General features: G+C 73.4%; 25 protein-coding genes. 7 read left to right on the plus strand and 18 right to left on the minus strand.

The window, feature by feature from the left end; all coding sequences use genetic code 11:
* Nucleotides 1-126: 126 nt before the first annotated feature.
* From trpA to ACGFK0_RS25960, 9 genes are all read right to left on the minus strand, one after another.
* Nucleotides 127-939 (minus strand): tryptophan synthase subunit alpha, encoded by an 813-nt coding sequence (gene trpA, locus ACGFK0_RS25920; RefSeq protein WP_392909087.1) that lies wholly within the window; start codon nt 937-939, stop codon nt 127-129.
* The gene (trpB, locus tag ACGFK0_RS25925; RefSeq protein WP_392909089.1) at nt 936-2,171 is read right to left on the minus strand and encodes a tryptophan synthase subunit beta; all 1,236 of its coding nucleotides are present in this window, start codon (nt 2,169-2,171) and stop codon (nt 936-938) included. Before trpB ends, trpA begins: the two co-directional genes overlap by 4 nt.
* Nucleotides 2,172-2,302: 131 nt before the next feature.
* Entirely contained in the window at nt 2,303-3,109 is an 807-nt protein-coding gene (trpC, locus tag ACGFK0_RS25930; RefSeq protein ID WP_392909091.1) for an indole-3-glycerol phosphate synthase TrpC, read from the minus strand.
* A gap of 140 nt (nt 3,110-3,249) precedes the next feature.
* Complete coding sequence (locus tag ACGFK0_RS25935) at nt 3,250-3,690, minus strand: DUF2752 domain-containing protein (RefSeq protein WP_392909093.1); 441 nt, start codon at nt 3,688-3,690, stop codon at nt 3,250-3,252.
* A 90-nt stretch (nt 3,691-3,780) separates the two neighbouring features.
* On the minus strand, nt 3,781-4,446 hold the full coding sequence (locus ACGFK0_RS25940) for a response regulator transcription factor (RefSeq protein ID WP_392909095.1): 666 nt from the start codon (nt 4,444-4,446) through the stop codon (nt 3,781-3,783).
* Nucleotides 4,443-5,030, minus strand: coding sequence for a Trp biosynthesis-associated membrane protein (locus ACGFK0_RS25945; RefSeq protein WP_392909097.1), 588 nt, complete (start codon nt 5,028-5,030; stop codon nt 4,443-4,445). The genes ACGFK0_RS25940 and ACGFK0_RS25945 overlap by 4 nt, the downstream gene beginning before the upstream one ends.
* A gap of 13 nt (nt 5,031-5,043) precedes the next feature.
* Nucleotides 5,044-5,427, minus strand: a complete 384-nt coding sequence (hisI, locus tag ACGFK0_RS25950) for a phosphoribosyl-AMP cyclohydrolase (RefSeq protein WP_392909099.1) — start codon at nt 5,425-5,427, stop codon at nt 5,044-5,046.
* A gap of 156 nt (nt 5,428-5,583) precedes the next feature.
* A complete protein-coding gene (locus tag ACGFK0_RS25955; protein ID WP_018657218.1) occupies nt 5,584-5,790 on the minus strand; it encodes a cold-shock protein in 207 nt (68 codons plus the stop codon).
* 251 nt (nt 5,791-6,041) lie between these two features.
* A complete protein-coding gene (locus ACGFK0_RS25960) occupies nt 6,042-6,719 on the minus strand; it encodes a TIGR03085 family metal-binding protein (protein ID WP_392909101.1) in 678 nt (225 codons plus the stop codon).
* A 185-nt stretch (nt 6,720-6,904) separates the two neighbouring features.
* On the opposite strand from ACGFK0_RS25960, the gene ACGFK0_RS25965 reads away from it, so the two are divergent.
* From ACGFK0_RS25965 to ACGFK0_RS25980, 4 genes are all read left to right on the plus strand, one after another.
* Nucleotides 6,905-8,728 (plus strand): ABC transporter ATP-binding protein, encoded by a 1,824-nt coding sequence (locus ACGFK0_RS25965; RefSeq protein WP_392909269.1) that lies wholly within the window; start codon nt 6,905-6,907, stop codon nt 8,726-8,728.
* Nucleotides 8,725-10,581 carry an ABC transporter ATP-binding protein gene (locus ACGFK0_RS25970; protein WP_392909103.1) on the plus strand — a complete coding sequence of 619 codons (1,857 nt, stop codon included), beginning with the start codon at nt 8,725-8,727 and terminating at the stop codon, nt 10,579-10,581. Before ACGFK0_RS25965 ends, ACGFK0_RS25970 begins: the two co-directional genes overlap by 4 nt.
* Nucleotides 10,582-10,678: 97 nt before the next feature.
* Nucleotides 10,679-11,950, plus strand: coding sequence for a hypothetical protein (locus ACGFK0_RS25975; RefSeq protein WP_392909105.1), 1,272 nt, complete (start codon nt 10,679-10,681; stop codon nt 11,948-11,950).
* Nucleotides 11,951-12,047: 97 nt separating this feature from the next.
* Nucleotides 12,048-12,521: a hypothetical protein gene (locus ACGFK0_RS25980; protein WP_392909107.1), complete on the plus strand. Its 474-nt coding sequence runs from the start codon at nt 12,048-12,050 to the stop codon at nt 12,519-12,521.
* A 38-nt stretch (nt 12,522-12,559) separates the two neighbouring features.
* On the opposite strand, the gene ACGFK0_RS25985 is transcribed toward ACGFK0_RS25980, so the two are convergent.
* Nucleotides 12,560-13,186 (minus strand): hypothetical protein, encoded by a 627-nt coding sequence (locus ACGFK0_RS25985; protein ID WP_392909109.1) that lies wholly within the window; start codon nt 13,184-13,186, stop codon nt 12,560-12,562.
* 124 nt (nt 13,187-13,310) lie between these two features.
* On the opposite strand from ACGFK0_RS25985, the gene ACGFK0_RS25990 reads away from it, so the two are divergent.
* Both ACGFK0_RS25990 and ACGFK0_RS25995 read left to right on the plus strand, forming a co-directional pair.
* Complete coding sequence (locus ACGFK0_RS25990; RefSeq protein ID WP_392909111.1) at nt 13,311-13,676, plus strand: hypothetical protein; 366 nt, start codon at nt 13,311-13,313, stop codon at nt 13,674-13,676.
* 18 nt (nt 13,677-13,694) lie between these two features.
* On the plus strand, nt 13,695-14,870 hold the full coding sequence (locus ACGFK0_RS25995; RefSeq protein ID WP_392909113.1) for a winged helix DNA-binding domain-containing protein: 1,176 nt from the start codon (nt 13,695-13,697) through the stop codon (nt 14,868-14,870).
* Between the two features lie 51 nt (nt 14,871-14,921).
* Here ACGFK0_RS25995 and ACGFK0_RS26000 read toward each other — a convergent pair whose 3' ends face one another.
* Nucleotides 14,922-15,542 carry a hypothetical protein gene (locus tag ACGFK0_RS26000; RefSeq protein WP_392909115.1) on the minus strand — a complete coding sequence of 207 codons (621 nt, stop codon included), beginning with the start codon at nt 15,540-15,542 and terminating at the stop codon, nt 14,922-14,924.
* Nucleotides 15,543-15,788: 246 nt separating this feature from the next.
* Between ACGFK0_RS26000 and ACGFK0_RS26005 the strand changes: the two genes are divergently transcribed.
* Entirely contained in the window at nt 15,789-17,480 is a 1,692-nt protein-coding gene (locus ACGFK0_RS26005; protein ID WP_392909117.1) for a CocE/NonD family hydrolase, read from the plus strand.
* Between the two features lie 43 nt (nt 17,481-17,523).
* Here the strand turns inward: ACGFK0_RS26005 and hisF are convergent, their stop codons facing one another.
* Genes hisF through hisD form a run of 7 tightly spaced genes read right to left on the minus strand, consistent with a single transcriptional unit; the run spans nt 17,524 to nt 22,887 of the window.
* Entirely contained in the window at nt 17,524-18,285 is a 762-nt protein-coding gene (gene hisF / locus ACGFK0_RS26010; protein WP_392909119.1) for an imidazole glycerol phosphate synthase subunit HisF, read from the minus strand.
* Nucleotides 18,282-19,001 (minus strand): bifunctional 1-(5-phosphoribosyl)-5-((5-phosphoribosylamino)methylideneamino)imidazole-4-carboxamide isomerase/phosphoribosylanthranilate isomerase PriA, encoded by a 720-nt coding sequence (priA, locus tag ACGFK0_RS26015; RefSeq protein WP_392909122.1) that lies wholly within the window; start codon nt 18,999-19,001, stop codon nt 18,282-18,284. The genes hisF and priA overlap by 4 nt, the downstream gene beginning before the upstream one ends.
* 47 nt (nt 19,002-19,048) lie before the next feature.
* Nucleotides 19,049-19,690: an imidazole glycerol phosphate synthase subunit HisH gene (hisH, locus tag ACGFK0_RS26020; protein ID WP_392909124.1), complete on the minus strand. Its 642-nt coding sequence runs from the start codon at nt 19,688-19,690 to the stop codon at nt 19,049-19,051.
* The gene (locus ACGFK0_RS26025; RefSeq protein WP_392909126.1) at nt 19,681-19,851 is read right to left on the minus strand and encodes a hypothetical protein; all 171 of its coding nucleotides are present in this window, start codon (nt 19,849-19,851) and stop codon (nt 19,681-19,683) included. The genes hisH and ACGFK0_RS26025 overlap by 10 nt, the downstream gene beginning before the upstream one ends.
* A gap of 2 nt (nt 19,852-19,853) precedes the next feature.
* Nucleotides 19,854-20,447, minus strand: a complete 594-nt coding sequence (gene hisB / locus ACGFK0_RS26030) for an imidazoleglycerol-phosphate dehydratase HisB (RefSeq protein WP_358467106.1) — start codon at nt 20,445-20,447, stop codon at nt 19,854-19,856.
* Entirely contained in the window at nt 20,444-21,583 is a 1,140-nt protein-coding gene (locus ACGFK0_RS26035; protein ID WP_392909129.1) for a histidinol-phosphate transaminase, read from the minus strand. Before ACGFK0_RS26035 ends, hisB begins: the two co-directional genes overlap by 4 nt.
* Nucleotides 21,580-22,887 (minus strand): histidinol dehydrogenase, encoded by a 1,308-nt coding sequence (gene hisD / locus ACGFK0_RS26040; RefSeq protein WP_392909131.1) that lies wholly within the window; start codon nt 22,885-22,887, stop codon nt 21,580-21,582. The genes ACGFK0_RS26035 and hisD overlap by 4 nt, the downstream gene beginning before the upstream one ends.
* Nucleotides 22,888-22,948 lie beyond the last annotated feature (61 nt).

Here is a 22,948-nt window from a genome sequence, read left to right on the forward strand (position 1 = left end):
ACCGGCGAACACACCCTACGGGAGAGCGGGGCACCCGCGAGCATCGAATCGGCGGCGCCCGCGGGCGTCACGGGGACGCCGCGGAACGCCCGCGGGAACGGTGATTCCCCGCCCCCGCGGACGCGGTCAGCGGCCGGAACGGACGCCGGCCGCCAGCTCCTCGGTGAGCGCCCGCACGCCGGCGAGCCCGGACGCGAGATCGGGGGCGTCCAGCAGGCGGCGGATGAACGCCGAACCGACGATCACGCCGTCGGCGAACCCGGCGACCTCCGCGGCCTGGGCGCCGCTGCCGACTCCGAGCCCGAGGCCCACGGGCAGGGACGACCCGCCCTTGTCGATGATCGCCCGCGTCCGTTCCACCAGGCGGGGCGCACCTGTGTCGACGGCGGAACGGGCACCGGTGACGCCCATCAGCGACGCCGCGTACACGAACCCCCGGCACACCCCGGTGATCTTCTCGATGCGCTCGTCGGTGGAGCTGAGCGCGACGAGGAAGACCCGGTCGAGATCGTGGGCGTCGGACGCCTCCAGCCAGGCGCCGCCCTCCTCGGGCGTCAGGTCCGGGGTGATCAGCCCGGCGCCGCCGGCCGAGGCCAGGTCGCGGGCGAACGCGTCGACACCGTGATGGTCGACGGGATTCCAGTACGTCATGACGAGCGTCGGGACGCCGGTCGCCGCCACGGCCTCGACCGTCCGGAACACGTCGGCGACACGGATGCCGCCGACGAGCGCCTGGTGCACCGCGTCCTGGATGGTGGGGCCGTCCATCATCGGGTCGGAGTAGGGCAACCCGATCTCGATGGCGTCGCAGCCCGCGTCGACCATCGTCTTCGCGGTCGCGATCGCCCCCTCGTAGGTGGGGAAACCGGCGGGCAGGTAGCCGACGAGCGCGGCCCGTCCCTCGGCCCTGGCCTTGTCGTAGGCGGTCTGGACGGTCACTTTCCCTCTCCTTCGGGCATCAGGCCGAAGAAGGTGGCGGCCGTGTGCATGTCCTTGTCGCCGCGCCCGGACAGGCACACGACGATCACGGCGTCCGGGCCGGCGGCCTTCGCCAGTTCGGGGCCGACCTTGAGCGCGCCGGCCAGCGCGTGCGCGGACTCGATCGCCGGGATGATGCCCTCGGTGCGGCACAGCAGCGAGAACGCCTCCATCGCCTCCGCGTCGGTGATCTCGCGGTACTCGGCGCGGCCGGAGTCGTGCAGCCATGAATGCTCGGGGCCGACGCCGGGATAGTCCAGGCCCGCGGAGATCGAGTGGGTCTCCATGGTCTGGCCGTCGTCGTCCTGCAGCAGGTAGGTCCGCATGCCGTGGATGACGCCGAGGGTGCCGCCGGCGAGCGTCGCGGCGTGCCGGCCGGTCGACACGCCGTCGCCGCCCGCCTCGAACCCGTACAGCCGGACGGCCTCGTCCGGGACGAAGGCGTGGAAGGTGCCGATCGCGTTGGAGCCGCCGCCGACGCAGGCGACGACGGCGTCCGGGAGGGCGCCGGTCAGTTCGAGGCACTGCCGCCTCGCCTCCACTCCGATGATCCGCTGGAAGTCGCGGACCATCATCGGGAACGGATGCGGGCCCATCACGGAGCCGATGCAGTAGTGGGTGTCGTCGACGGTGGCGACCCAGTCGCGGAACGCCTCGTTGCAGGCGTCCTTGAGGGTGCGGCTGCCGGTCCGCACCGGGACGACCTCGGCGCCGAGCATCCGCATCCGGGCGACGTTCAGGGCCTGCCGCTCGGTGTCGACCTCGCCCATGTAGACGGTGCAGGTCAGGCCGAGCAGCGCCGCGGCCGTGGCGGTCGCGACGCCGTGCTGGCCCGCGCCCGTCTCGGCGATGATCCGGGTCTTGCCCATCCGCCGGGTGAGCAGCGCCTGCCCCAGCACATTGTTGATCTTGTGGGATCCGGTGTGGTTGAGGTCCTCGCGCTTGAGCAGCACACGGGCGCCCGCGTGCTCGGAGAAGCGCTTCGCCTCCGTCAGCAGGCTCGGGCGGCCCGCGTAGTTCGCGAGCAGGTCGTCCAGCTCGGCGGTGAAGGCGGGATCCTGCTGGGCGGTCTCGAACTCGCGGGTCAGCTCGTCCAGCGCCGCCATCAGCGCCTCGGGCGCGAACCGCCCGCCGAAGGATCCGAAATGGCCCGTCGCGTCGGGCACGGCACCGCGCGCGGTGTCGATGGTCATGAGAAAACGCGTCCTGTCATACGAGAAGGGGCTTGTGCGTCACTGGCTCAAAAGCCCCGCCATCGCTCCCGGAGCGGCTCCACCTGCATGCCCGTACCCTATCGGCTCATTGCGAGAACGGCCGCACCACGTCAGCCGCTCTGCCGCAGCGCCGGATGAGCGCCGGCGGCGACCAGATCGGCGACCGCCGCACGCGGATCCCTCCCGATCACCAGGCTCTCCCCCACCAGCACGGCGTCGGCGCCATTGGACGCGTAGGCCAGCAGGTCGTGCGGCCCCCGCACCCCGGACTCGGCGACCTTCACGACGTCCTTGGGGATGAGCGGCGCGACCCGCGCGAACACCCCGCGGTCGACCTGCAGCGTCCGCAGATCACGCGCGTTCACACCGATGACCTTGGCGCCCGCCTCCACCGCCCGGACGGCCTCCTCCTCGGTGTGCACCTCCACGAGCGGAACCAGCCCCATCGACTCGGCCCGCTCGACCAGCGACACCAGCGCGTCCTGCTCCAGCGCCGCGACGATCAGCAGCGCCATGTCGGCACCGTTCGCCCGCGCCTCCCACAACTGGTAGGAGGTGACGATGAAGTCCTTGCGCAGCACGCAGACGCCCACGTTCGCGCGGACCTCCGCGAGGTCCTCCAGGCTCCCGCCGAACCGGCGCCGCTCCGTCAGCACGCTGATCACCTTGGCGCCGCCCGCCTCGTAGTCGCGGGCGAGCGCCGCCGGGTCGGCGATCGCGGCGAGCGCTCCCTTGGACGGGCTGCTGCGCTTGACCTCGGCGATCACCGAGACCCCCGGCCCGCGCAGCGCGCCGAGCGCGTCCCGTGCGGCGGGGGCGGCGGCCGCCTTGTCCTTCAGGACGTCGAGCGGAACCTCACGCTGCCTTCCGGCGAGATCGGCTCGGACGCCCTCGATGATCTCGTCCAAAACGCTCAAGGTCGCAGGCCCCCTATTTCAGGTCGTTCCGTGCACCGATCGTAGCCGCTGGCTCTGTTCATCCGAGGGGCGACCCCCAAGACCCCGGCTATACGGCACGGGTCTCCCCGCTCCGCTCCGGTGGGCTGCGGAGGGGCGGGTCAGGGGGCCAGGGCCTGGGCGAAGGGCAGGTTGCGGACGACCCAGTAGACGGCGAGCAGGGCGATGAACGAGTACGCCACCGCGGGTCTGAACAACCTGGTCCGCATCGGGTCGCCGCGCGCGGCCAGCAGCGTCCACCGCACGTACAGGTAGCCGAAGACCGGCAGCAGGACGAACAGCAGGGGGTTGAGCCCGAACGCGGCGCCGACGTCCCCGTGCGTGAGCGCGTGGACGAGCCGCGTCATCCCGCAGCCCGGGCAGTAGTACCCGGTCATGAGCAAGAACGGGCAACTCGGATAGTGCCCTGCCTCATTGGGGTCCCGGAACGCCACGAGAAGGGTCGCCGCGGCGGCGCCGCCGAGCACCATCGCCTGCGGAAGCAGGGCCCGGCCGCGTCCCCTGGTCGGCGGCGGGTGAGGGTGGGCGGGCGAGCGGGTCACGCTGCCAGCCTAGGTCAGGCGGGCACGCCGCGCAGGCCGGTGCGGGTCCGGCAGGGCACCGCGGCATGAGCGGCGCAGTTCAGGCGCAGCTCAGGCGTCCAGGACGTAGCCGACGCCGCGGACGGTTCTGATGGGGTTGCGTTCGCCCAGTTTGGCGCGGAGCTGGGCCACGTGGACGTCGACGGTGCGGCTTCCGGCGCCGGCGCCCGGGCCCCAGGCGGCGTCGAGGAGCTGTTCGCGGGTGTGGACGCGGCCGGGGCTGCCCATCAGGAATTCGAGGAGGTCGAATTCGGTGACGGTGAGGGTGACCCGGCGGTCGCCGATGACGGCGACGCGGCTGCGGGGGTCGAGGGCGAGGGGGCCGGCGCGCAGGGGGCCCGGCGCTTCCGCGGGGGCGCCGCGGCGGAGTGCCTCGGCGACGGCGGCGACCAGGACGCGGGGGCCGAAGGGGCGGTCGACGCGGTGCTCGCCGAGGGCGCGGGCGATGGCGGGGTCCAGGGGGCCGGTGACGGCGATGACGGGGGCGGGGCGGGCGGCCTCGGTCACGCGGTGGTACAGGTCCGCGGGGAGGGCCGAGGCGGACAGGTCGAGGACGACCGCGTCCGGGCGGCTGCGCCGGGCCGCCGCGGGTGCGCGCGCGGGGTCGGCTTCGATCTCGACGTCGAAGCCTTCGCGGGCGAGGTAGCGGCGTTGCAGTTCGGCGACGGCCGGGTCGTGCTCGGCCACGAGGACGAGCCCGCCGCCGTCGGTGTTCACGGCCGGCCGTTCTTCTGGGCGGTGGGGTCCTCACCGCGGTCGAGGGTCTTCCACATGGCGGACGGGTCGTCGTCCCCGGCCGCCGGCCGGCGCGGGGCCGCGCGTTCGTAGCGGGCGGACATCCCCGGCCAGCGCGCGCCGCGGACCGCGGTGACGAGGCCTCCCACGGCGAGGACGACGCCGCCGGCGACGGAGACGAGCCACCACAGGCTCACGTCGACGGCGGGGTCGCCGCCGAAGGTCAGCAGGGTGCTCTCGTCGCCGGCGGCTGACAGGACGTTCGAGCGCCGGACGACGGCGGCCGACGCGTAGGCGATGCCGGCGCCGAACAGGGCGATGAGGACGCCGACGCCCGCGCGGACACGGCCGCGGGTGGCGAACAGGGCGGCGAGCCCGGCGAGCCCGGCCAGGCCGAGGGCGCCGGCGGCGCCGCCGAGGTCGCCGCCCGAGAGGTTCCGGGTGAGCGGGGTGATGGCGCCCTCGGCCGCGACGGTGGCCCAGGTGCGCCCGGCGGCGAGCAGGGCCAGACCCGAACCGGCGGCGCACAGCAGGGCCGTCAGGCCGCGTTCACGCCCGGGGGTCATCGTGCGCGCCCGGTCATACGGCGGCGTCGGGTCGTTCTCCGACCACGGCGGGGAGGACGTCGGCGTCCCAGCAGGTGCGGTCGCCGGTGTGGCAGGCGGCGCCGACCTGGTCGACCTTCACCAGGATCGCGTCGGCGTCGCAGTCCAGCGCGACGGACTTGACCCACTGCTGGTGGCCGGAGCTCTCGCCTTTCACCCAGTACTCCTGGCGGCTGCGCGACCAGTAGGTGCAGCGGCCGGTGGTGAGGGTGCGGTGCAGGGCCTCGTCGTCCATCCAGCCGAGCATGAGCACCTCGCCGGTGTCGTGCTGCTGGGCGATGGCGGGCACGAGACCGTTCGGGTCGCGCTTCAGCCGGTCGGCGATCTCGGGGTCCAGGCCGGAGGGTCGAACTGACATGGGTCCGATCCTATGGCAGCGCCGCCGCGCGGCGGATGCGGGTGACGCCCGCGGCGACGCCGTGGAACGAAGACGCCGTGGAACGAAGACGCCGTGAAACGAAAGGGCCCGCCTCCCCTGGCCGGGGGGACGGACCCAGACGTACGACTACGGGTGTTACAGGGGGACGACCTGGTCAGCCTGCGGACCCCGGTTACCCTGCGTCACCTCGAACTGGACGCGCTGGTTCTCGTCCAGCGTGCGGTATCCGGAGGACTGGATGGCCGAGTAGTGCACGAAGACGTCCGGCCCGCCGCCGTCGACGGCGATGAATCCGAAGCCCTTCTCGGCGTTGAACCACTTCACGGTGCCCTGCTGGGGCATGTCTTTCTCCTTGCGGCAAAACCTGGGCCCACACCTCGCGGGCCCGTGCGGTCGCTGCGGCACGCTCTCGCCCCCCGTACGGTCCCGGAAAAGCCAAAACGCCCGCTGCCATCAGTCCGCGGGCGTCTGGACAAACGATCGAGAACCACGACTGCAACCGACCGCCCCACCGTATCACCGGTTCCACGCAAAGCGGAGGAGCAACAAGGGACGTAGTTCTTCTCCTGGCGAACCCCGCCGTTACCTGCCCGTTAAAGACTCCAACCGGTCTCGGTCAGGGCCTTGACAGCGTCCGTCGCCCCGGTGAGCCGCACCCTCGCGACGTCCCGGCGGCCCAGTGTCCACAGGACCAGTTCGCCGGCGGGACCGTGCACGCGCACGGCTCCGCGGGCGCGGCGGCCGCGCCCGGACACGCGCACGCTCCTTCCGTCGGGCTGGACGAGCGTTACCTCGACCTGAACCTTTCTTAGGACAAAGCGGGCAATTCTTATCCGCCGCCAGAGCACTTCCTCAAGTTCCGGCGAGATGTCCCGCGGCTCCCAGTCCGGAGCCGCGCGCAGGATGTCCTCATGGTGCACAAAGAACTCAACGCCGTTGGCGATTTTGTCCACGCCGGGAAGAGCGTACGGCGAGAACTTCGGCGGCCCCTGGCGGAACCGTTCCACCAGCTGGTCGAACGGGACGGCGCGGGCCGTCCGGCGCCGTACGCGCTCGGTGTAGAAGGACAGCGGTGACAACAGGATTCCCGGGGCCGCGTCGAGGCGGCGCTCGCGGACGACCAGATGGGCGGCCAGGTCGCGGGCGTCCCAGCCGGCGCATTTCGTGGCCGCGTCCGGCCCCGCCTCCGCAAGGGCTGCGGCCAGCAGCAGGCGTTCGCGGCGGACGGGATCGGGAGCGGACGGGGCCGGGCCGTCCTCGGGCGTGCTCATCGGCTGATCGTAAGCCGCGGCGGGCCGGCCGGGAATAAGCGCGGGTGCCGGATCGTAGGTGATATTCAGGCCCGCACTCCCCCACGGCCCCGTGCGCGGGGGGCGTTCCCGGGCGCCGCCGTGTTCGAGGAGTCGCCGTGCCACCTGCGTCCAGACGCGTCAACCCGCGGGTCCTTCGCGACGGGATGGCCGTCCTGTGGGTCGCGGTGAAGGCCGAACCGCGGGTGTTCACGGTGTCGGTGCTCGCCAGCGTGCTGTACGCGGCGATGACCGTCGCGAGCGCCCAGGTGCTCGGCTGGGCGGCCGAGGAGGTCGTGCTGCCGGCGTTCGAGTCCGGGGACACGACGGCGGGGGCGCTGGCCGCGGCCGCCACCGCGATCATGGGCGTGGCGCTGCTGAAGGCGATCGGCGTCGCGGGACGGCGGTTCTACGCCGGCCTCATGCAGTACCGGCTCCAGGCCGAGTACCGGCGCTCGGTGACCCGGCAGTACCTGCGGCTGCCGCTGGCGTGGCACCACCGGCATCCGGCCGGGCAGCTGCTGTCCAACGCCAACGCCGACGTGGAGGCCGTGTGGGCGCCGATCGCGCCGCTGCCGATGGCGGTCGGCGTGGTGTTCATGCTGCTGATCGCGGCGGTGTCGATCCTGTTCACCGACCTCGTCGTGGCCGGGGTCGGGTTCCTGGTGTTCCCCGCCATCGCGCTGATCAACGTCGTCTACCAGCGCCGGCTGTCACCGGTCGCGACCCGCGCGCAGCAGCTGCGCGCGGAGGTCAGCGAGGTGGCGCACGAGAGCTTCGAGGGCGGCCTGGTCGTCAAGACCCTCGGCCGGGAGGAGTCGGAGACTAAGCGGTTCACCGAGCGGGCGGAGGCGCTGCGCGACGCGAACGTGGCGGTCGGCCGGATCCGCGGGCTGTTCGACCCGGTGCTGGAGGCGCTGCCCAACCTGGGCGTCCTCGCCGTCCTGCTGATCGGGTCGATGCGGGTGGGGTCCGGGGCGATGTCGCCGGGCGACCTGGTGAACGTCGCGTACCTGTTCACGCTGCTGTCGTGGCCGGTCCGGGCGCTCGGCTGGGTGCTGGGCGAGGTGCCGCGCAGCGTCGTCGGCTGGGAGCGGGTCCGGGGCGTCCTGGACGCGAGCGGGTCCCTCCCGTACGGGGACGGTTCCCTGGACGGTTCCGGCGGGGCGACCGCGCTGGAGGTCCGGGAGGTCCGGTTCGCGTATCAGCCGGGCGGCGGCGAGGCGGCCGGGGACGGCGCCGGCGCGGCGGAGCGGCGCGTGCTCCACGACGTGTCGTTCGCCGCGTCGCCCGGACGGACGATCGCGGTGGTCGGCCCGACCGGCTCGGGCAAGTCGACGCTCACCTCGCTGCTCGTCCGGCTGGTCGACCCGGCGGACGGATCGGTGCTCTTGGACGGCACGGACCTGCGGGACGTCGAGCGCGGCGGGATCGCCGCGACGGCCGCGCTCGTCCCCCAGCAGACGTTCCTGTTCGACGACACCGTGCGGGGCAACGTCACCCTCGGCCTGGACGTCCCGGACGAACGCGTCTGGGAGGCGCTCCGCCTCGCCCAGGCCGAAGGGTTCGTCGCGGCGCTCCCCGGCGGGCTCGACACGCTGGTGGGCGAGCGGGGGGCGACGCTTTCGGGCGGGCAGCGGCAGCGGCTCGCGCTGGCGCGGGCCCTGGTGCGGCGCCCCCGGCTGCTCGTCCTGGACGACGCCACGTCCAGCGTCGACCCGCAGGTGGAGGCCCGCATCCTGCAGAACCTCCGGGACGCGCAGTCCGGCGGCGGGGACGGCGGCGCGACCGTCCTCGTCGTCGCCTACCGCAAGGCGACGATCGCGCTGGCCGACGAAGTCGTCTACCTGGAGCACGGCCGCGTCACCGCACGCGGCGCGCACGCGGAACTGCTGGAGAGCTCCGAGGGCTACCGCAACCTCGTCAACGCCTACGAGCGGGCCGAGGCGGAACAGGAAGCGGTCGAAGGCGGCGAGGGGGCCCTGGCATGACGATCACGAAGAGCACCAAGGCGGGCGGTCCGGGCCCGGACGGCACGCGCCCGGACACCACGCGCCCGGACACCACGGGGCTCAGCGAGACCTCGACGACCGAGGGCGCGATCAGCACGCTCAAGCGGGGAATCCTGCTGAGCCCCGAGTTCATGATCGGCCTGACCGGGACGCTGCTGCTCGCGCTGGTGTCGACGGCCGGGCGCGTGGTGGTCCCCATCGCCGTCCAGCAGACGATCGACAAGGGCCTGGGCGGGGCGGGCGGCCCCGACATCGGCTTCATCCGGTCGGCGGTGCTGCTGTGCGCGGTGGCCGTGCTGGTGACGGCCGTGTGCGCGTACCTGATGAACGTCCGGCTGTACAAGACGTCGGAGGGCGGCCTGGCGGAGCTGCGGACCAAGGCGTTCCGGCACGTGCACGACCTGTCGATGCTCACCCAGAGCGGCGAGAAGCGGGGCTCGCTGGTGTCGCGGGTGACGGGCGACGTCGACCAGATCAGCCAGTTCATGCAGTCGGGCGGGCTGATGTTCATCGTGTCGATCGGGCAGCTGTTCGTGGCGAGCGTGCTGATGGTCGTCTACTCGTGGCAGCTGGCCCTGCTGGTGTGGCTGGCGTTCCTGCCGCTGGGGTGGGCGCTGCGCCACTTCCAGCGGATCCTCTCCGCCGCCTACATGGGGGTGCGGGAGCGGATGGGCGACATGCTGGGCGCGGTCAGCGAGTCGGTGGTCGGCGCCGCGGTGATCCGCGCGTACGCGTCCGAGGAGCGCACCGGGCGGCGCGTGGACGCGACCGTGGAGGCCCACCGCCACGCCCAGACCCGCGCCCAGGCCATGGTGGCGCTCACGTTCCCGGTCAGCGAGCTGGTCGCCGCCGCGGCCACCGCCGGCGTCGTGATCGCCGGGACGCTGCTCGGCATCGCCGGGCAGGTGTCGGCCGGTGAGCTGGTCGCGTTCCTGTTCCTGGTCACGCTGTTCGTCAGCCCGATGCAGACCGCCACCGAGGTTTTCAACCAGGCGCAGAACGCGATCGCCGGGTGGCGGCGGGTGCTCGGCGTGCTGGACACCGTCCCGGACGTCGCCGACCCGGGCGACGGCGGCGAGACGCTGCCGCGCGGCCCCATCGAGGTGGAGTTCGAGTCCGTGGGGTTCGCCTATCCGGGCGGGCCGCCCGTCCTGCACGACGTGAGCGCCGGCATCGCGCCGCGCAGCCGCGTCGCGATCGTCGGGCAGACGGGGTCGGGCAAGACGACGTTCGCCAAGATCCTCACGCGGCTCATGGACCCCGTGTCCGGGCGGGTCCTGGTGGACGGCGTGCCCCTCGACCGCATCCGGTTCTCGTCCCTGCGCGAGCGGATCGTCATGGTGCCGCAGGACGGTTTCCTCTTCGACGCCTCGCTGGCGGACAACATCCGCTACGGGCGCCCGGACGCGTCCGACGAGGACCTCGTCCTGGCCCTGACCGAACTCGGCCTCGCCGACTGGCTCGACGGCCTCCCCGGCGGCCTGGCCACGCCCGTCGGGCAGCGCGGCGAGTCGCTGTCGGCGGGTGAGCGGCAGCTCGTCGCACTGGCCCGCGCCTACATCGCCGACCCGGACCTCCTCGTCCTGGACGAGGCGACCTCCGCCGTGGATCCCGCGACAGAGGTGCGGATCCAGCGGGCACTCGACGGGGTGACCCGGGGCCGCACCGCGATCTCCATCGCGCACCGGCTGTCCACGGCGGAGGCGGCCGACGAGATCATCGTCTTCGACGCGGGACGGATCGTGCAGCGCGGCTCCCACGCCGACCTCGTCGCCGAACCGGGCGTCTACGCCGACCTCCACGGCTCCTGGATCGCCCAGCGAACCCTGTGACCGCGACCACCGGGGAACGGGGCCGGCGGGTCGCTCCCCTGCGCAAACACCGCTAAAGGACTTGCCCGATATCTGTTCTGGTGCGCATTCTGCTGGGGTGAGCAACGGAGTCGTGTTGGAATCGGCGGGCACGCTGCACGGTCAGCTGCAGCGGGGGCTCGGGAGGGCCGCGCGGCGCGCGGCGGACAAGCGGGGCGCGGGCGAGTACGTCTACGACTGCGTCCGGCGGGACCCGCGGTGGGACCGCCAGTGCGAGTCACGGCGGCTGTACTACGCCCGGTTGATGGTCGATCTGGAGATGTCCGCGGAGCCGGTCGCGGCGCACCTGTTCGACCCGTCCGACCAGGTCGACGGCGACGACTGGCGCGTGGACCTGGCGCTGGGCGTGCTGGCGGACCTGGTGCGGCTGAGCCGGCGGGAGGCGGCGAGACCGCTGCGGCGGTACGCCGAGGAGGGCGCGCAATGGTTCGACGCGGTCGAAGAGCTGGTCGACCTTGCGGATCCGTCACTGACCATCGGTTTGGACGAGCTGGTCGCCGCCCGGTGCGACGACTCCGATCTGGCGCTGCTGATCCCGGCCCACCACAACGCCGTGATCGAGACGTGGGCGGCGCGGCAGCCGCGGATCGCCGAGGCCCGGGCGCGCCAGCGGGAGGCCGGCAGGGCGGCGCGCAGGGCCATGGTCGCGGCGCCCGGCCGGGACCGGCAGAGCGAGGACGAGCTGCTGGACCTGGCCAGGCGCCGGGGCGAGGGCGCCATCGCGGCGATCTTCGAGCTGGGCCGGCGGCGGACGCTCGCGCTGCTCGACCTCGCGGAGGAGCTGCTGCCCCGGGGCGACCACGACGCGGGGCCGAGCAGGTACGGCGGCGCGGTGCGCCGGGCGCTGCGGGAGTACGGGCCGGAGACGGTGCCGCGGGCGCGGGCGTGGGCGGCGCAACGCGGCGGCTGCGCGGACATGGGGCTGAGCATCCTCGCCCGCTACGGCACCCGCCAGGACGTCCCGCTGCTCATGGACGAGCTGCGCACGGCCCTCGACCGGCGCGAGTGGCGGGCCGCCGCGAACCCCATCGAGGGGGTCGGGCGGCTACGCGCCGGTGAGGCCGTCCCGCTGCTGAAATCCGCTTGGACCGAATCCACCTACGCTTTCCTGAGACCGCGAATATTGACCGCGCTGACCCGGACGGCCCCGCACACGGCCGAGTCCTACACCGTCGAGGGGCTGTGGGACTGCGAGGAAGGGGTGCGGCGCGAGGCCGCGCGGTTCGCCCCGCTGACCCGCGAGACGCGGATCCGGCTGCAGCGGCTGCATCACGACACCGCCGAGGAACCCGACGTCCGCACCGCGGCCGCCGCCCGCCTGATGACCTGAACCGTCCGCCTGACGACCTGAGCCGTCCGGTGAACCTCTCCGGGGCGGGGCGCGTATTCACCTCCCGAATCGCGCATCTCACCCCGGAGGATCAGCGATGGGTTCCCGACACCACCTCGTCCCGAAGAAGCAGGCGCTGCTGTGCGCCGCCGCCGCCCTGACACTGCCCCTCGCGGCAGGCTGCGGCGGCGCGGACGCCTCGGACGGCAAGAGCGCGAAGCCGGCCAGCCTGAAGGAGCTCGCCGAGCAGACGGACTGCTCCGTGACCGGCAAGCGGAAAGTGGCGGACATGGAGCAGGGGAACTGCAAGAACGACCTCGGCCAGTACGTCCTGCTCAGCTTCACCACCGACAAGAACATGAACGCCTGGCTGGAGGAGGCCAAGCCGTGGGGCGGCGTGTACCTGGTCGGCGCGCGCTGGGTGGTGGTCAGCAAGGAGAAGACCCTGCAGACGATCCGCAAGGACCTCGGCGGCAAGATCGTGCACGGGGACTCCCACAGCTGGGGCAACGAGTCCGGCGAGAAGGGCTCCGGCGGGCACGGGTCCGGCGGCCACGGCTCGGGCGGATAGCGTCCGGCGGGCAGCGGTCTCGCGGGGCCGGGGACGGGTCAGAGGGCGCGCGTGTCGTCCTCACCGCACACCAGCAGGGCGCCCCAGCGTTCGAGGGCGGGCCCGGTGCGCGCCAGGACGCGCCGCGCGGCCAGGCCGCGGCCGATCATGCCCGGGTGCCACAGCGGATGCCCGGGGCCGTCGACGACGACCCTGACGGCGGCGACCGGCCGGGAGCCGGCCCGCGCGGCGACCACGGCCGACTCCATGTCCGCCACCCGTGCGCCCTGGGCCGCCAAGACCGCCCGTTCCTTGCCGCGGACGACATGGCCGGTGGTCACCAGCGGCCCGACCTGCACGCTGAGACCGTCCCGGATGAGCTCCCCGGCGAGCAGGTGCGGCGCGCTGCACGGCACCGGGGCCGTGTCCGGGCCGGTGCCGCGGATCTCGTCGGCGACCAGGACGTCCCCCGGCCGCAGCCGCTCGTCGAGCGCGCCCCCGAAGCCCATCGTGACGAGGGCGGCGCAGGAGTCCGGCAGCCGGCCGGCGTACCTGGCGCGGTAGCCGACGACCACGACCGGCGTGCGGGCGAGGCCGCGGCGGACCGCGCGGGCCTCCAGGCGCAGCGCCGCGCACACCACCGGCCCCACCATCGGCCGTGACTCCACGGCATCGTCACTGGTCACGTCCCCAGCGAAACACGATGTCACCTGGAGGTCCAGCTCCGTCACCGTGGGGTGCCACATCCGTCCCGCGCGAATACGGCTTCCGGGGGGCGGCGCCGGACGGCGGTCCCCTTAGACTCCCCGCATGATCTCCTTTTCCCTCCGGCGGAAGCTGGCCGTCGTCCCGTTCGTCCTGCTGCCGCTCGGCGCCGCCGCCGGGTGCGGCGGCGAGAACGCCACCACCGAATGCGGCCTGAACGCGTGCACGGTGACCTTCGACCGCGGCGTCGAGGCGAGCGCCTCCATCCTCGGGGTCAAGGCCGAGCTGGTGAAGGTCGAGGGCCAGCTGGTCACGCTCAAGATCGCGGGACAGACCGTGACCGTGCCGGCGGGCGAGGGCGAGCAGGCCGAGGGCTTCGACGTCTCGGTCCAGTCGGTCACCCAGGACCAGGTCGTCGTCAAGATCTCCAGCGGCGGTGGCGGCGAAGGTGGTGGCGAGGGCGGCGGCTGACCCGGCTAGTATTCGCTCATGCGTTCGATCAACGTGGCGGAGCGCCGCGCCCGGCTCGGTCTCCGCCACCGCCTGTCCCCCCTGTTCAGGACGGACGACGTCGCCGACGTCGCACGGTCCATGGTGGTGCTGCACGCCACCGACCCGGCCACCGTGTTCCTGTCGGTCGCGGCGCGCAGCGTCGACGCCGCCCCGGAGGCGCTGGAGCGGGCCCTGTACGACGACCGGACGCTGCTGCGGATGCTCGCGATGCGCCGGACGATGTTCGTCGCGCCCGTCGAGCTCGTCCCCGTCCTGCAGGCGTCCACGGCGAACGCCCTGGCCGCCAGGCAGCGCGCCGCCTACGCCCGGATCATCGAGCGCGGCAGCGACATCCCCGACGTCCCCACCTGGTTCGCGGAGGCCGAGGAGGCCGCGCACCGGGCGCTGCTGGCACGCGGGGAGGCGACGGGCGCGCAGCTCGGCGCGGCCGTGCCCCGGCTGCGGACGCAGGTCGACCCGGCCCCCGGCAAGTCGTACTCCAGGCCCACGAACGTCACCACGTGGATCCTCGTCACGCTCGGCTGTGAGGGCCTCATCGTCCGGGGGCGCCCGAACGGCACGTGGGTCAGCAGCCAGTACACGTGGTCCCCGGTGGAGGCCTGGCTGCCCGGCGGCATCGAGGACGTCCCCGCCGCGTCCGCCCGCGCCGACCTCGTCCGGCGGTGGCTGCGGGCGTTCGGCCCCGCCCCGGTCTCCGACCTGAAGTGGTGGACGGGCTGGAACGCCGGTGACGTCGGCAGGGCCCTCGCGCTCCTGGACGTCACCGAGGTCGACCTCGGCGGCGCCACCGGCGTGGTCCTGTCGGACGACCTGGACCCGGTGCCCGCCCCGGACCCGTGGGCGGCGCTGCTGCCCGCCCTCGACCCGACGCCGATGGGCTGGCGGGAACGCGGCTGGTTCCTCGGCGACCACGGCCCGCGGCTGTTCGACAGGAACGGCAACATCGGGCCGTCGATCTGGTGGGACGGCCGCATCGTCGGCGGCTGGGCCCAGCGCAAGGACGGCGAGATCGCCGTGCGCCTGCTGGAGGACGTCGGCGCCGACGCGGAGGGCGCGATCGACCGTGAGGCGGGGCGCATGTCCGCCTGGTACGGCGACATCCGCGCGACCCCCCGGTTCCGCACCCCCCTGGAACGCGAACTCACGTCCTGACCCGGAGCGCGGGCCCGCGGCCTGACCCGGAGCGCGGGGCCACCGCGCGGGTCAGGCGCCGTAGGGGCCGTGCAGGACGGCGGCCCTGCGCCTGGCGCCGCCGCGGCGGACGAGGGTGACGACGAAGGCGACGGCCGCGAGGGTCCCGAGGCCCATCGCGCCGAGGATGGCGAACCCCAGGTAGCCGTGGACGGTGTCGTCCGGCGTCACCAGGATCGGGCCTGTGGTGCCGCGGCACCGGAACATGGCCGTCCCCGACACGGGCGCCTCGAACGTGGCGGTGTAGCGGTAGGACGGGTGCTCGGCGGCGCTCCAGGAGTTCTTCCTGGTCAGCTGGATGGGGCCGGTCCGCTCCCCCACCTCGACGGAGCACGCGAAGGGGGAGGACTCGCCGATCCGCACGTAGATGAAGTAGCCGTACCCGTCCGAGAGCCGGACTCGGACCCCGGCGACGGGGTCTCCGCTCGCCGACGGGCCGTCCGCGACCTTGGAGTCGTCCCACAGGACCGCGAACACGGTGAAGAACCCGGTGATCGCCACGAGGATGAGGACGACGGGCAGGGCGTACCAGCCGGCACCGGGGCTGATCTGCGGCGCCGGGGTCCAAGACGGGCCCGCCTGACCCCGCCCTGTGGGCGGCGGTCCGATCGGTGGGTTGGACCCGGGCCACATCAGTGTTCCCCCCTGCAGAGCCGGTTGTGCGGAAACGCAACGATCCCAGACAAGTTTGCACGCCGCCAGGGACGCCTTTGTCAGGGACTGCCGATCGCCGGGTTCGGCCGGGTCTCCATTGGGCCGCCGGCATGCCCGGCCTTGGCCGTTCGCCGGGGGGGTGGCGATTGCAGGCGGCCGGAACGGATACCTTACTAGGTAGTAGCAACCGACGGCGTGCACGGAGACGGCAGCCTGGGAGACAGCATGGCCCCGTGGGACCGACTGCCCGCACCACCGATCCGGCTCCGCCGCCCCCGCGGATTCGCCCCCTACACCGTCGAGCGCGACCTGCCCGTCACCATGCCGGACGGCGTGACGCTCCTCGCCGACCGGTACGTCCCCAGCGGCGTGCACCGTCCGCCCACGATCCTGGTGCGGACCCCTTACGGGCGGCGCGGCCCGGCGGCGCTGGCCAACGGGCTGCTGTTCGTCCCCTTCGGGTTCCAGCTGGTCGTGCAGAGCGCGCGCGGCACATTCGGTTCGGGCGGCGAGTTCGACCCGCTCGGCAGTGAACGCGACGACGGGCTCGCCACCGTGGAGTGGTTGAAGACGCAGCCGTGGTTCAACGGCACGTTCGCCACCTACGGCGCCAGCTACCTCGGCTACTCCGCGTGGGCGGTCGCGGCCGAGGCGGGACCGGAGCTGAAGGCGATGTCCCTGCAGATCACCGCGTCGTCGTTCCGGGACGCCGCCTACGTCGGCGGGTCGTTCGCACTGGAGTCCACCCTCACCTGGACCGACCTCACGCACCGGCAGAAGCAGCCGTTCGGCCTGCTGACCGCGCCGCTGCTGTCGCGCCGCCGCGCCGTCCGCGCCGCCCGCTCCGGCCGCCCCCTCTCCGAGCTGGACGTGCTGACCGGCGGGGAGCAGATGCGGTTCTACCAGGACGTCCTCGCCAACCACACGGCCGCCGGCGGCTACTGGGACAGCCGCGACTTCAGCGGGACGGTCGGCGGCGTCGAGGCGCCCGTCAGCCTCCTCGGCGGCTGGTACGACGTGTTCCTGCCGTGGCAGCTCAAGGACTACCTCGCGCTGCGCTCCGCCGGGCACGCCCCGTACCTGACCATCGGCCCCTGGTGGCACACCGACGCCCGGCACGGCCTGCCGGCGCTGCGCGAGTCGCTCGCATGGTTCCGCGCCCACCTGCTCGGCGACACTTCCGGGCTGCGCACCGACCCCGTCCGCGTCTACGTGACGGGCGCCGGGGAGTGGCGGCACTACCGCGACTGGCCGCCCCCGGGGATGCGCCAGGCGCGCTGGCACCTGCACGCCGGCCACGGCCTCGGCGAGGACGGCCCGCGGGACGCCCCCGCCAGCACCTACCGGTTCGACCCGGCCCGCCCGACGCCCGCGCTCGGCGGCCCCACCCTGCTCGGCAGCTCCCGCCCGGTCGACCACCGGCCGCTGGAGCGGCGCCCCGACGTCCTGGTGTTCACCTCCCCCGCCCTGGACGACGACCTCGACGTCATCGGCCCGGTCGGCGCCGACCTGTTCGTCCGCTCCGACCGCGAGCACACCGACTTCATCGTCCGGCTCTGCGACGTCGCCCCGGACGGGACGTCCCGCAACGTCTGCGAGGGCGGCCTGCGGCTGCCCGCCGCCGCGGACAAGCCCGTCGGGACCGGCGGCGTCCGCCGCATCGCCGTCGACCTGTGGCCGGCCGGGCACCGGTTCGCACGCGGCCACAAGGTCCGCGTCCACGTCACCAGCGGCGCTCACCCCAAGGTCGCCGCGAACCCCGGCACCGGCGAGCCCCTCGCCACCGCGAGCCGGATGGTCCCGGCCCACCAGGAACTCTTCCACGACCCCGACCACCCGTCGGCGATCATCCTCCCCGTCGTCGAACGCTCCCCCGAAGCGACCGTCCCGGCCCCCGCCGAGGAGGACGCGATCTAGAGGACGCGATCCGGAGGCGCGCCGCGCCCATCAGGGTTTCCGCTCAGCGGACGGGGTGGCCGGCGGTGCGCAGTGCGGTCTTGACCTCGGAGATCTTCAGCTCACCGAAGTGGAAGACGCTGGCGGCCAGGACGGCGTCCGCGCCCGCGTCCACGGCGGGGACGAAATGCTCGACGGCCCCGGCGCCGCCGCTGGCGATCACCGGCACGGTCACCGTCTCCCGGACGCGGCGCAGCATCTCCAGGTCGAAGCCGGCCTTGGTGCCGTCGGCGTCCATGGAGTTCAGCAGGATCTCGCCGACGCCGAGGTCCTGGCCGCGGCGGGCCCACTCGATCGCGTCGATGCCCGTCCCCTTCCGGCCGCCGTGCGTGGTCACCTCGTAGCCCGAGTCCGTCCCGGGCGCGCGGCGGGCGTCCACCGACAGCACGACGCACTGCGACCCGAACCGGAGCGCGGCCTCGCGCAGGAACTCCGGGCGCGCGATCGCGGCCGTGTTGATCGACACCTTGTCGGCGCCCGCGCGCAGCAGCCGGTCGACGTCCTCGACGGTGCGGACGCCGCCGCCGACCGTGAGCGGGATGAACACCTGCTCGGCGGTGCGGCGGACGACGTCGTAGGTCGTGGAGCGGTCGGCGCTGGACGCGGTGATGTCGAGGAACGTCAGCTCGTCGGCGCCTTCGGCGTCGTAGCGGCGGGCCAGCTCGACGGGGTCGCCGGCGTCCCGCAGGTTCTGGAAGTTGACGCCCTTGACCACGCGCCCGGCATCGACGTCCAGGCACGGGATGACCCGCACGGCCACGGTCACTTGACGGCCTCCAGGGCCTCTTCCAGTGTGAACGCCCGCGCGTAGAGCGCCTTGCCGACGATCGCGCCCTCGACGCCGTCTCCGGTCAGTCCAGCGAGGGCGCGCAGGTCGTCGAGCGAGGAGACGCCGCCGGACGCGATGACGGGCTTGTCGGTCCGGGAGCAGACCTCGCGGAGCAGTCCGGTGTTGGGGCCGCGCAGCGTGCCGTCCTTGGTGACGTCGGTGACCACGTAGCGGGGGCAGCCGTCGTCCTCCAGGCGGGCGAGGACGTCCCACAGGTCGCCGCCCTCCCGCGTCCAGCCGCGCGCGGCGAGCGTCGTGCCGCGCACGTCCAGCCCCACCGCGATCTTGTCGCCGTGCGAGGCGATGATCTTCCGGCACCAGGCGGGGTCCTCCAGCGCGGCGGTGCCGATGTTGACCCGGGCGCAGCCGGTGGCGAGGGCGGCCTCCAGCGACGCGTCGTCGCGGATGCCGCCGGACAGCTCCACCCTGACGTCCAGCTTCCCGGTCACCTCGGCGAGCAGCTCCCGGTTGGAGCCGCGGCCGAACGCGGCGTCGAGGTCGACCAGATGGATCCACTCCGCCCCCGCGCGCTGCCACGCCAGCGCCGCCTCCAGCGGGGCGCCGTAGGAGGTCTCGGTGCCGGCCTCGCCCTGGACCAGGCGGACCGCCTGGCCGTCGGCGACGTCGACGGCGGGAAGGAGCGTCAAAGTCATGCGGAAACCTTATCGACGGTGGTGAAAGACGGTGATGAGAGAGGAGCTCAGGACAGGGTGGTGAGCCAGTTGCGGAGGAGGCCGGCTCCCGCGTCGCCGGACTTCTCCGGGTGGAACTGGGTGGCGCACAGCGGGCCGTTCTCGACGGCGGCGACGAAACGGTCGCCGTGCTCGGCCCAGGTGACCAGTGGCGCCTCGATGAGGCCGGTCGGGTCGGGCTCCAGGTCCCAGCGGCGGGCCGCGTAGGAGTGGACGAAGTAGAACCGGGCGTCCTCCAGGCCGCGGAAGAGGGCGGAGCCCCCGGGGACGTCCACGGTGTTCCAGCCCATGTGCGGGACGACCGGGGCTTCGAGCCGGTCGACCGTGCCGGGCCACTCGTCGCAGCCCTCGGTGGTGACGCCGTGCTCGATGCCCTTGGTGAACAGGATCTGCATGCCGACGCAGATGCCGAGGACGGGACGCCCGCCGGCGAGGCGGCGTCCGATGATCTGGTCGCCGCGGACCGAGCGCAGGCCCGCCATGCACGCCGCGAACGCGCCGACGCCGGGCACGACCAGGCCGTCGGCGGCGAGCGCCGCGTCCCAGTCGGCGGTGACGGTCACGTCGGCGCCGGCGCGGGCGACGGCGCGTTCGGCCGAGCGCAGGTTCCCCGACCCGTAGTCGAGGATGACGATGTCCTTCACAGCCATGACACACCCCCGGCGATGGCCAGCCCTGCGAGGACCAGCAGGATCACCGCGCCGATCTTGATGCCCTGTTTGACGAAGCTGTAGACGCCCGCCAGCAGGAACACCGCGACCGCGAAGAGCGCCATGGTGGCGTAGGTGAAGTGCAGGTCACCGATGTCCACGGTTACAGGGCCCCCTTGGTGGACGGGACGCCGTGCACCTTCGGGTCGAACGCCACGGCGTCGCGCAGCGCGCGGGCGAGGGCCTTGAACTGCGCCTCGACGATGTGGTGGGCGTTGCGCCCGTACGGGACGTGGACGTGCAGCGCCACCCGCGCGTTCGACACGAACGACTCGAAGATGTGCCGGGTCATCGTGGTGTCGTACTCGGGGCCGATCATCGGGGCCATGCCGTCCGGCTCGACGTGCACGAGGTAGGGGCGGCCGGACACGTCCACGGTGACCTGCGCGAGCGACTCGTCCAGCGGGATGGACGCGTCGGCGAAGCGGCGGATGCCGGCCTTGTCGCCGAGCGCCTCCCGGAACGCCTGGCCGAGCGCGATGGAGGTGTCCTCGATCGTGTGGTGGCTGTCGATGTGCAGGTCGCCGGTGGTCTTGACGGTCAGGTCGAACGACCCGTGCTTGCCGAGCTGGGCCAGCATGTGGTCGAAGAACCCCACGCCGGTCGCGACGTCGACCTGCCCGGTCCCGTCGAGGTCGATCTCCACGAGGACCTGTGTCTCCTTGGTCCCGCGCTCGACTCGTCCCTTGCGCGTCACAGACTCTCCTCACTTTTTCCGACGAAGTCGGCTCGGGGGGCCGTCCCCCCTCGCGCCTGCGTGAGCGCGGTGCGGAAGGCGGCCATCTCGTCCGGGGTGCCGACGCTGACCCGCAGCCACTCGGGCGGTCCCACCTCCCGGATCAGCACGCCGCGTTCGAGCAGGTTCTCCCAGACCTTCCGGCGGTCGGGGAACGTCCCGAACAGGACGAAGTTGGCGTCGGAGTCGGCCACCCGGAAGCCCTCGGCGCGCAGCCACGCGACCAGGTCGTCGCGTTCGCGGCGCAGCGCCTCGACGCTCCCGAGCAGTTCCTCGCCGTGGGCGAGGGCGGTGCGGGCCACGGCCTGGGTGACGGCCGACAGGTGGTAGGGCAGCCGGACGAGCAGCAGCGCCTCCAGGACGGCGGGGTCGGCGGCCAGGTAGCCGAGCCGGGTCCCGGCCATCGCGAACGCCTTGGACATCGTCCGGGTGACGATCAGCCGCGGGTTGCCGTCCAGCAGCGTCAGCGCGGACGGCGTCTCCCGGCGGCGGAACTCGCCGTAGGCCTCGTCGACGACGACCATGCCGGGCGCGGCCCGCAGGACGGCCTCGATCGCCTCCAGCGGCAGCGCCGTCCCGGTCGGGTTGTTCGGCGAGGTGAGGAACACGACGTCGGGCCGGTGCTCCTCGACGGCCTCGATCGCGCGGGCCGGTTCGATCCCGAAGTCCTCATCGCGGAAGGCGTCGATCCAGCGCGTCCCCGACACCCCGGTGATGATCGGGTGCATCGAGTAGGACGGCTCGAAGCCGAGCGCGGTGCGGCCCGTCCCGCCGAACGCCAGCAGGATCTGCTGGAGGATCTCGTTGGAGCCGTTCGCCGCCCACACCCGCCCGGCGGTGAGGCCGAGGCCGGGCGTGTCGGCGTTCAGGAACGCGGCGAGGTCCTCGCGGAGCGCGACGGCGTCGCGGTCCGGGTAGCGGTTCAGCGTCCCGGCGACGTCCATGACGGCGTCCCCGAGGGCCTTCACCAGCCGGTCGGACGGCGGGTACGGGTTCTCGTTGGTGTTCAGCGCGTACGGGACGTCGATCTGGGGTGCCCCGTAGGGTTCGCGGCCCCGCAGGTCGTCCCGCAGCGGCAGGTCGTCGAGCGAGGTCACGAGGGGATCTCCCAGTCGAAGCGGGCCCTGAGCGCGGCGCCGTGGGCGGGCAGGTCCTCGGCGTCGGCGAGCGCGACCACGCGGGCGGTGGCGCCGGCGAGGGCGCCGCGGTCGTATTCGACGACGTGGACGCCGCGCAGGAACGACTGGACCGACAGCCCGGACGAGTGGCAGGCGCATCCGCCGGTCGGCAGCACGTGGTTGGACCCGGCGAGGTAGTCGCCGAGCGACACGGGCGCGTGCCGCCCCACGAAGATCGCACCGGCGTTGCGGACGCGGGCGGCGACGGCGGAGGCGCCGGCGGTCTGGATCTCCAGGTGCTCGGCGGCGTAGGCGTCCACGACCTTGAGGCCGTCCTCGACGTCGTCGACCAGCACGATGCCGGACTGCCGCCCGGCGAGGGCCTCGGTGATCCGCTCGACGTGCCTGGTGCGGGCGACCTGCGCCTTCAGCTCGGTCTCGACGTCGTCGGCGAGCCGCACCGAGTCCGTGACCAGCACGGCGGCGGCGAGCGTGTCGTGCTCGGCCTGGCTGATCAGGTCGGCGGCGACGTCCACCGGGTCCGCGGTGCCGTCGGCGAGGATCGCGATCTCGGTCGGGCCGGCCTCCGCGTCGATGCCGATCACGCCCTTGAGCAGCCGCTTGGCGGCGGCGACGTACACGTTGCCGGGGCCGGTGACCAGGTCGGCGCGGGGGCACTCCTCGGTGCCGTAGGCGAACATGGCGATCGCCTGCGCGCCGCCGGCGGCGTACACCTCGTCCACGCCGAGGAGCGCGCACGCGGCCAGGATCGCCGGGTGGGGCAGCCCGCCGAAGTCGCGCTGCGCGGGCGAGGTGACGGCGAGGGAGGAGACCCCGGCCTCCTGGGCGGGCACGACGTTCATGACGACGCTGGACGGGTACACGGCCCGGCCGCCCGGCACGTACAGCCCGACGCGCTCGACCGGGATCCAGCGTTCGGTGACGGTGCCGCCCGGCACCACCTGCGTGGTGACGTCGGCGCGGCGCTGAGCGCGGTGGACGAGCCGGGCGCGGCGGATGCTCTCCTCCAGCGCGTCCCGGACGGCGGGGTCGAGTTCGGCGAGGGCCCGGTGGACGGCCTCGACCGGGACCCGGGCGCTCTCCAGATCGACCCCGTCGAAGTTCTTCGTGTGCTCCCGGACCGCCTCCGAGCCACGATGGCGGACGTCCTCACAGATGGGCCGCACCTTGTCCAGGGCGGCCTCGACGTCGAAGTCGGCGCGGGGCAGCACGGAGCGCAGATCGCCGGGCAGCGAACCGCGCAGGTCGATACGGGAAATCACGCGTCCAGTCTACGGAGTGCCCTCCACCCCTCGCGCACCGTCTCAGGTGCCGAGACGGGCG

Source organism: Spirillospora sp. NPDC048823 (assembly GCF_043198445.1).
Lineage (GTDB): Bacteria > Actinomycetota > Actinomycetes > Streptosporangiales > Streptosporangiaceae > Spirillospora.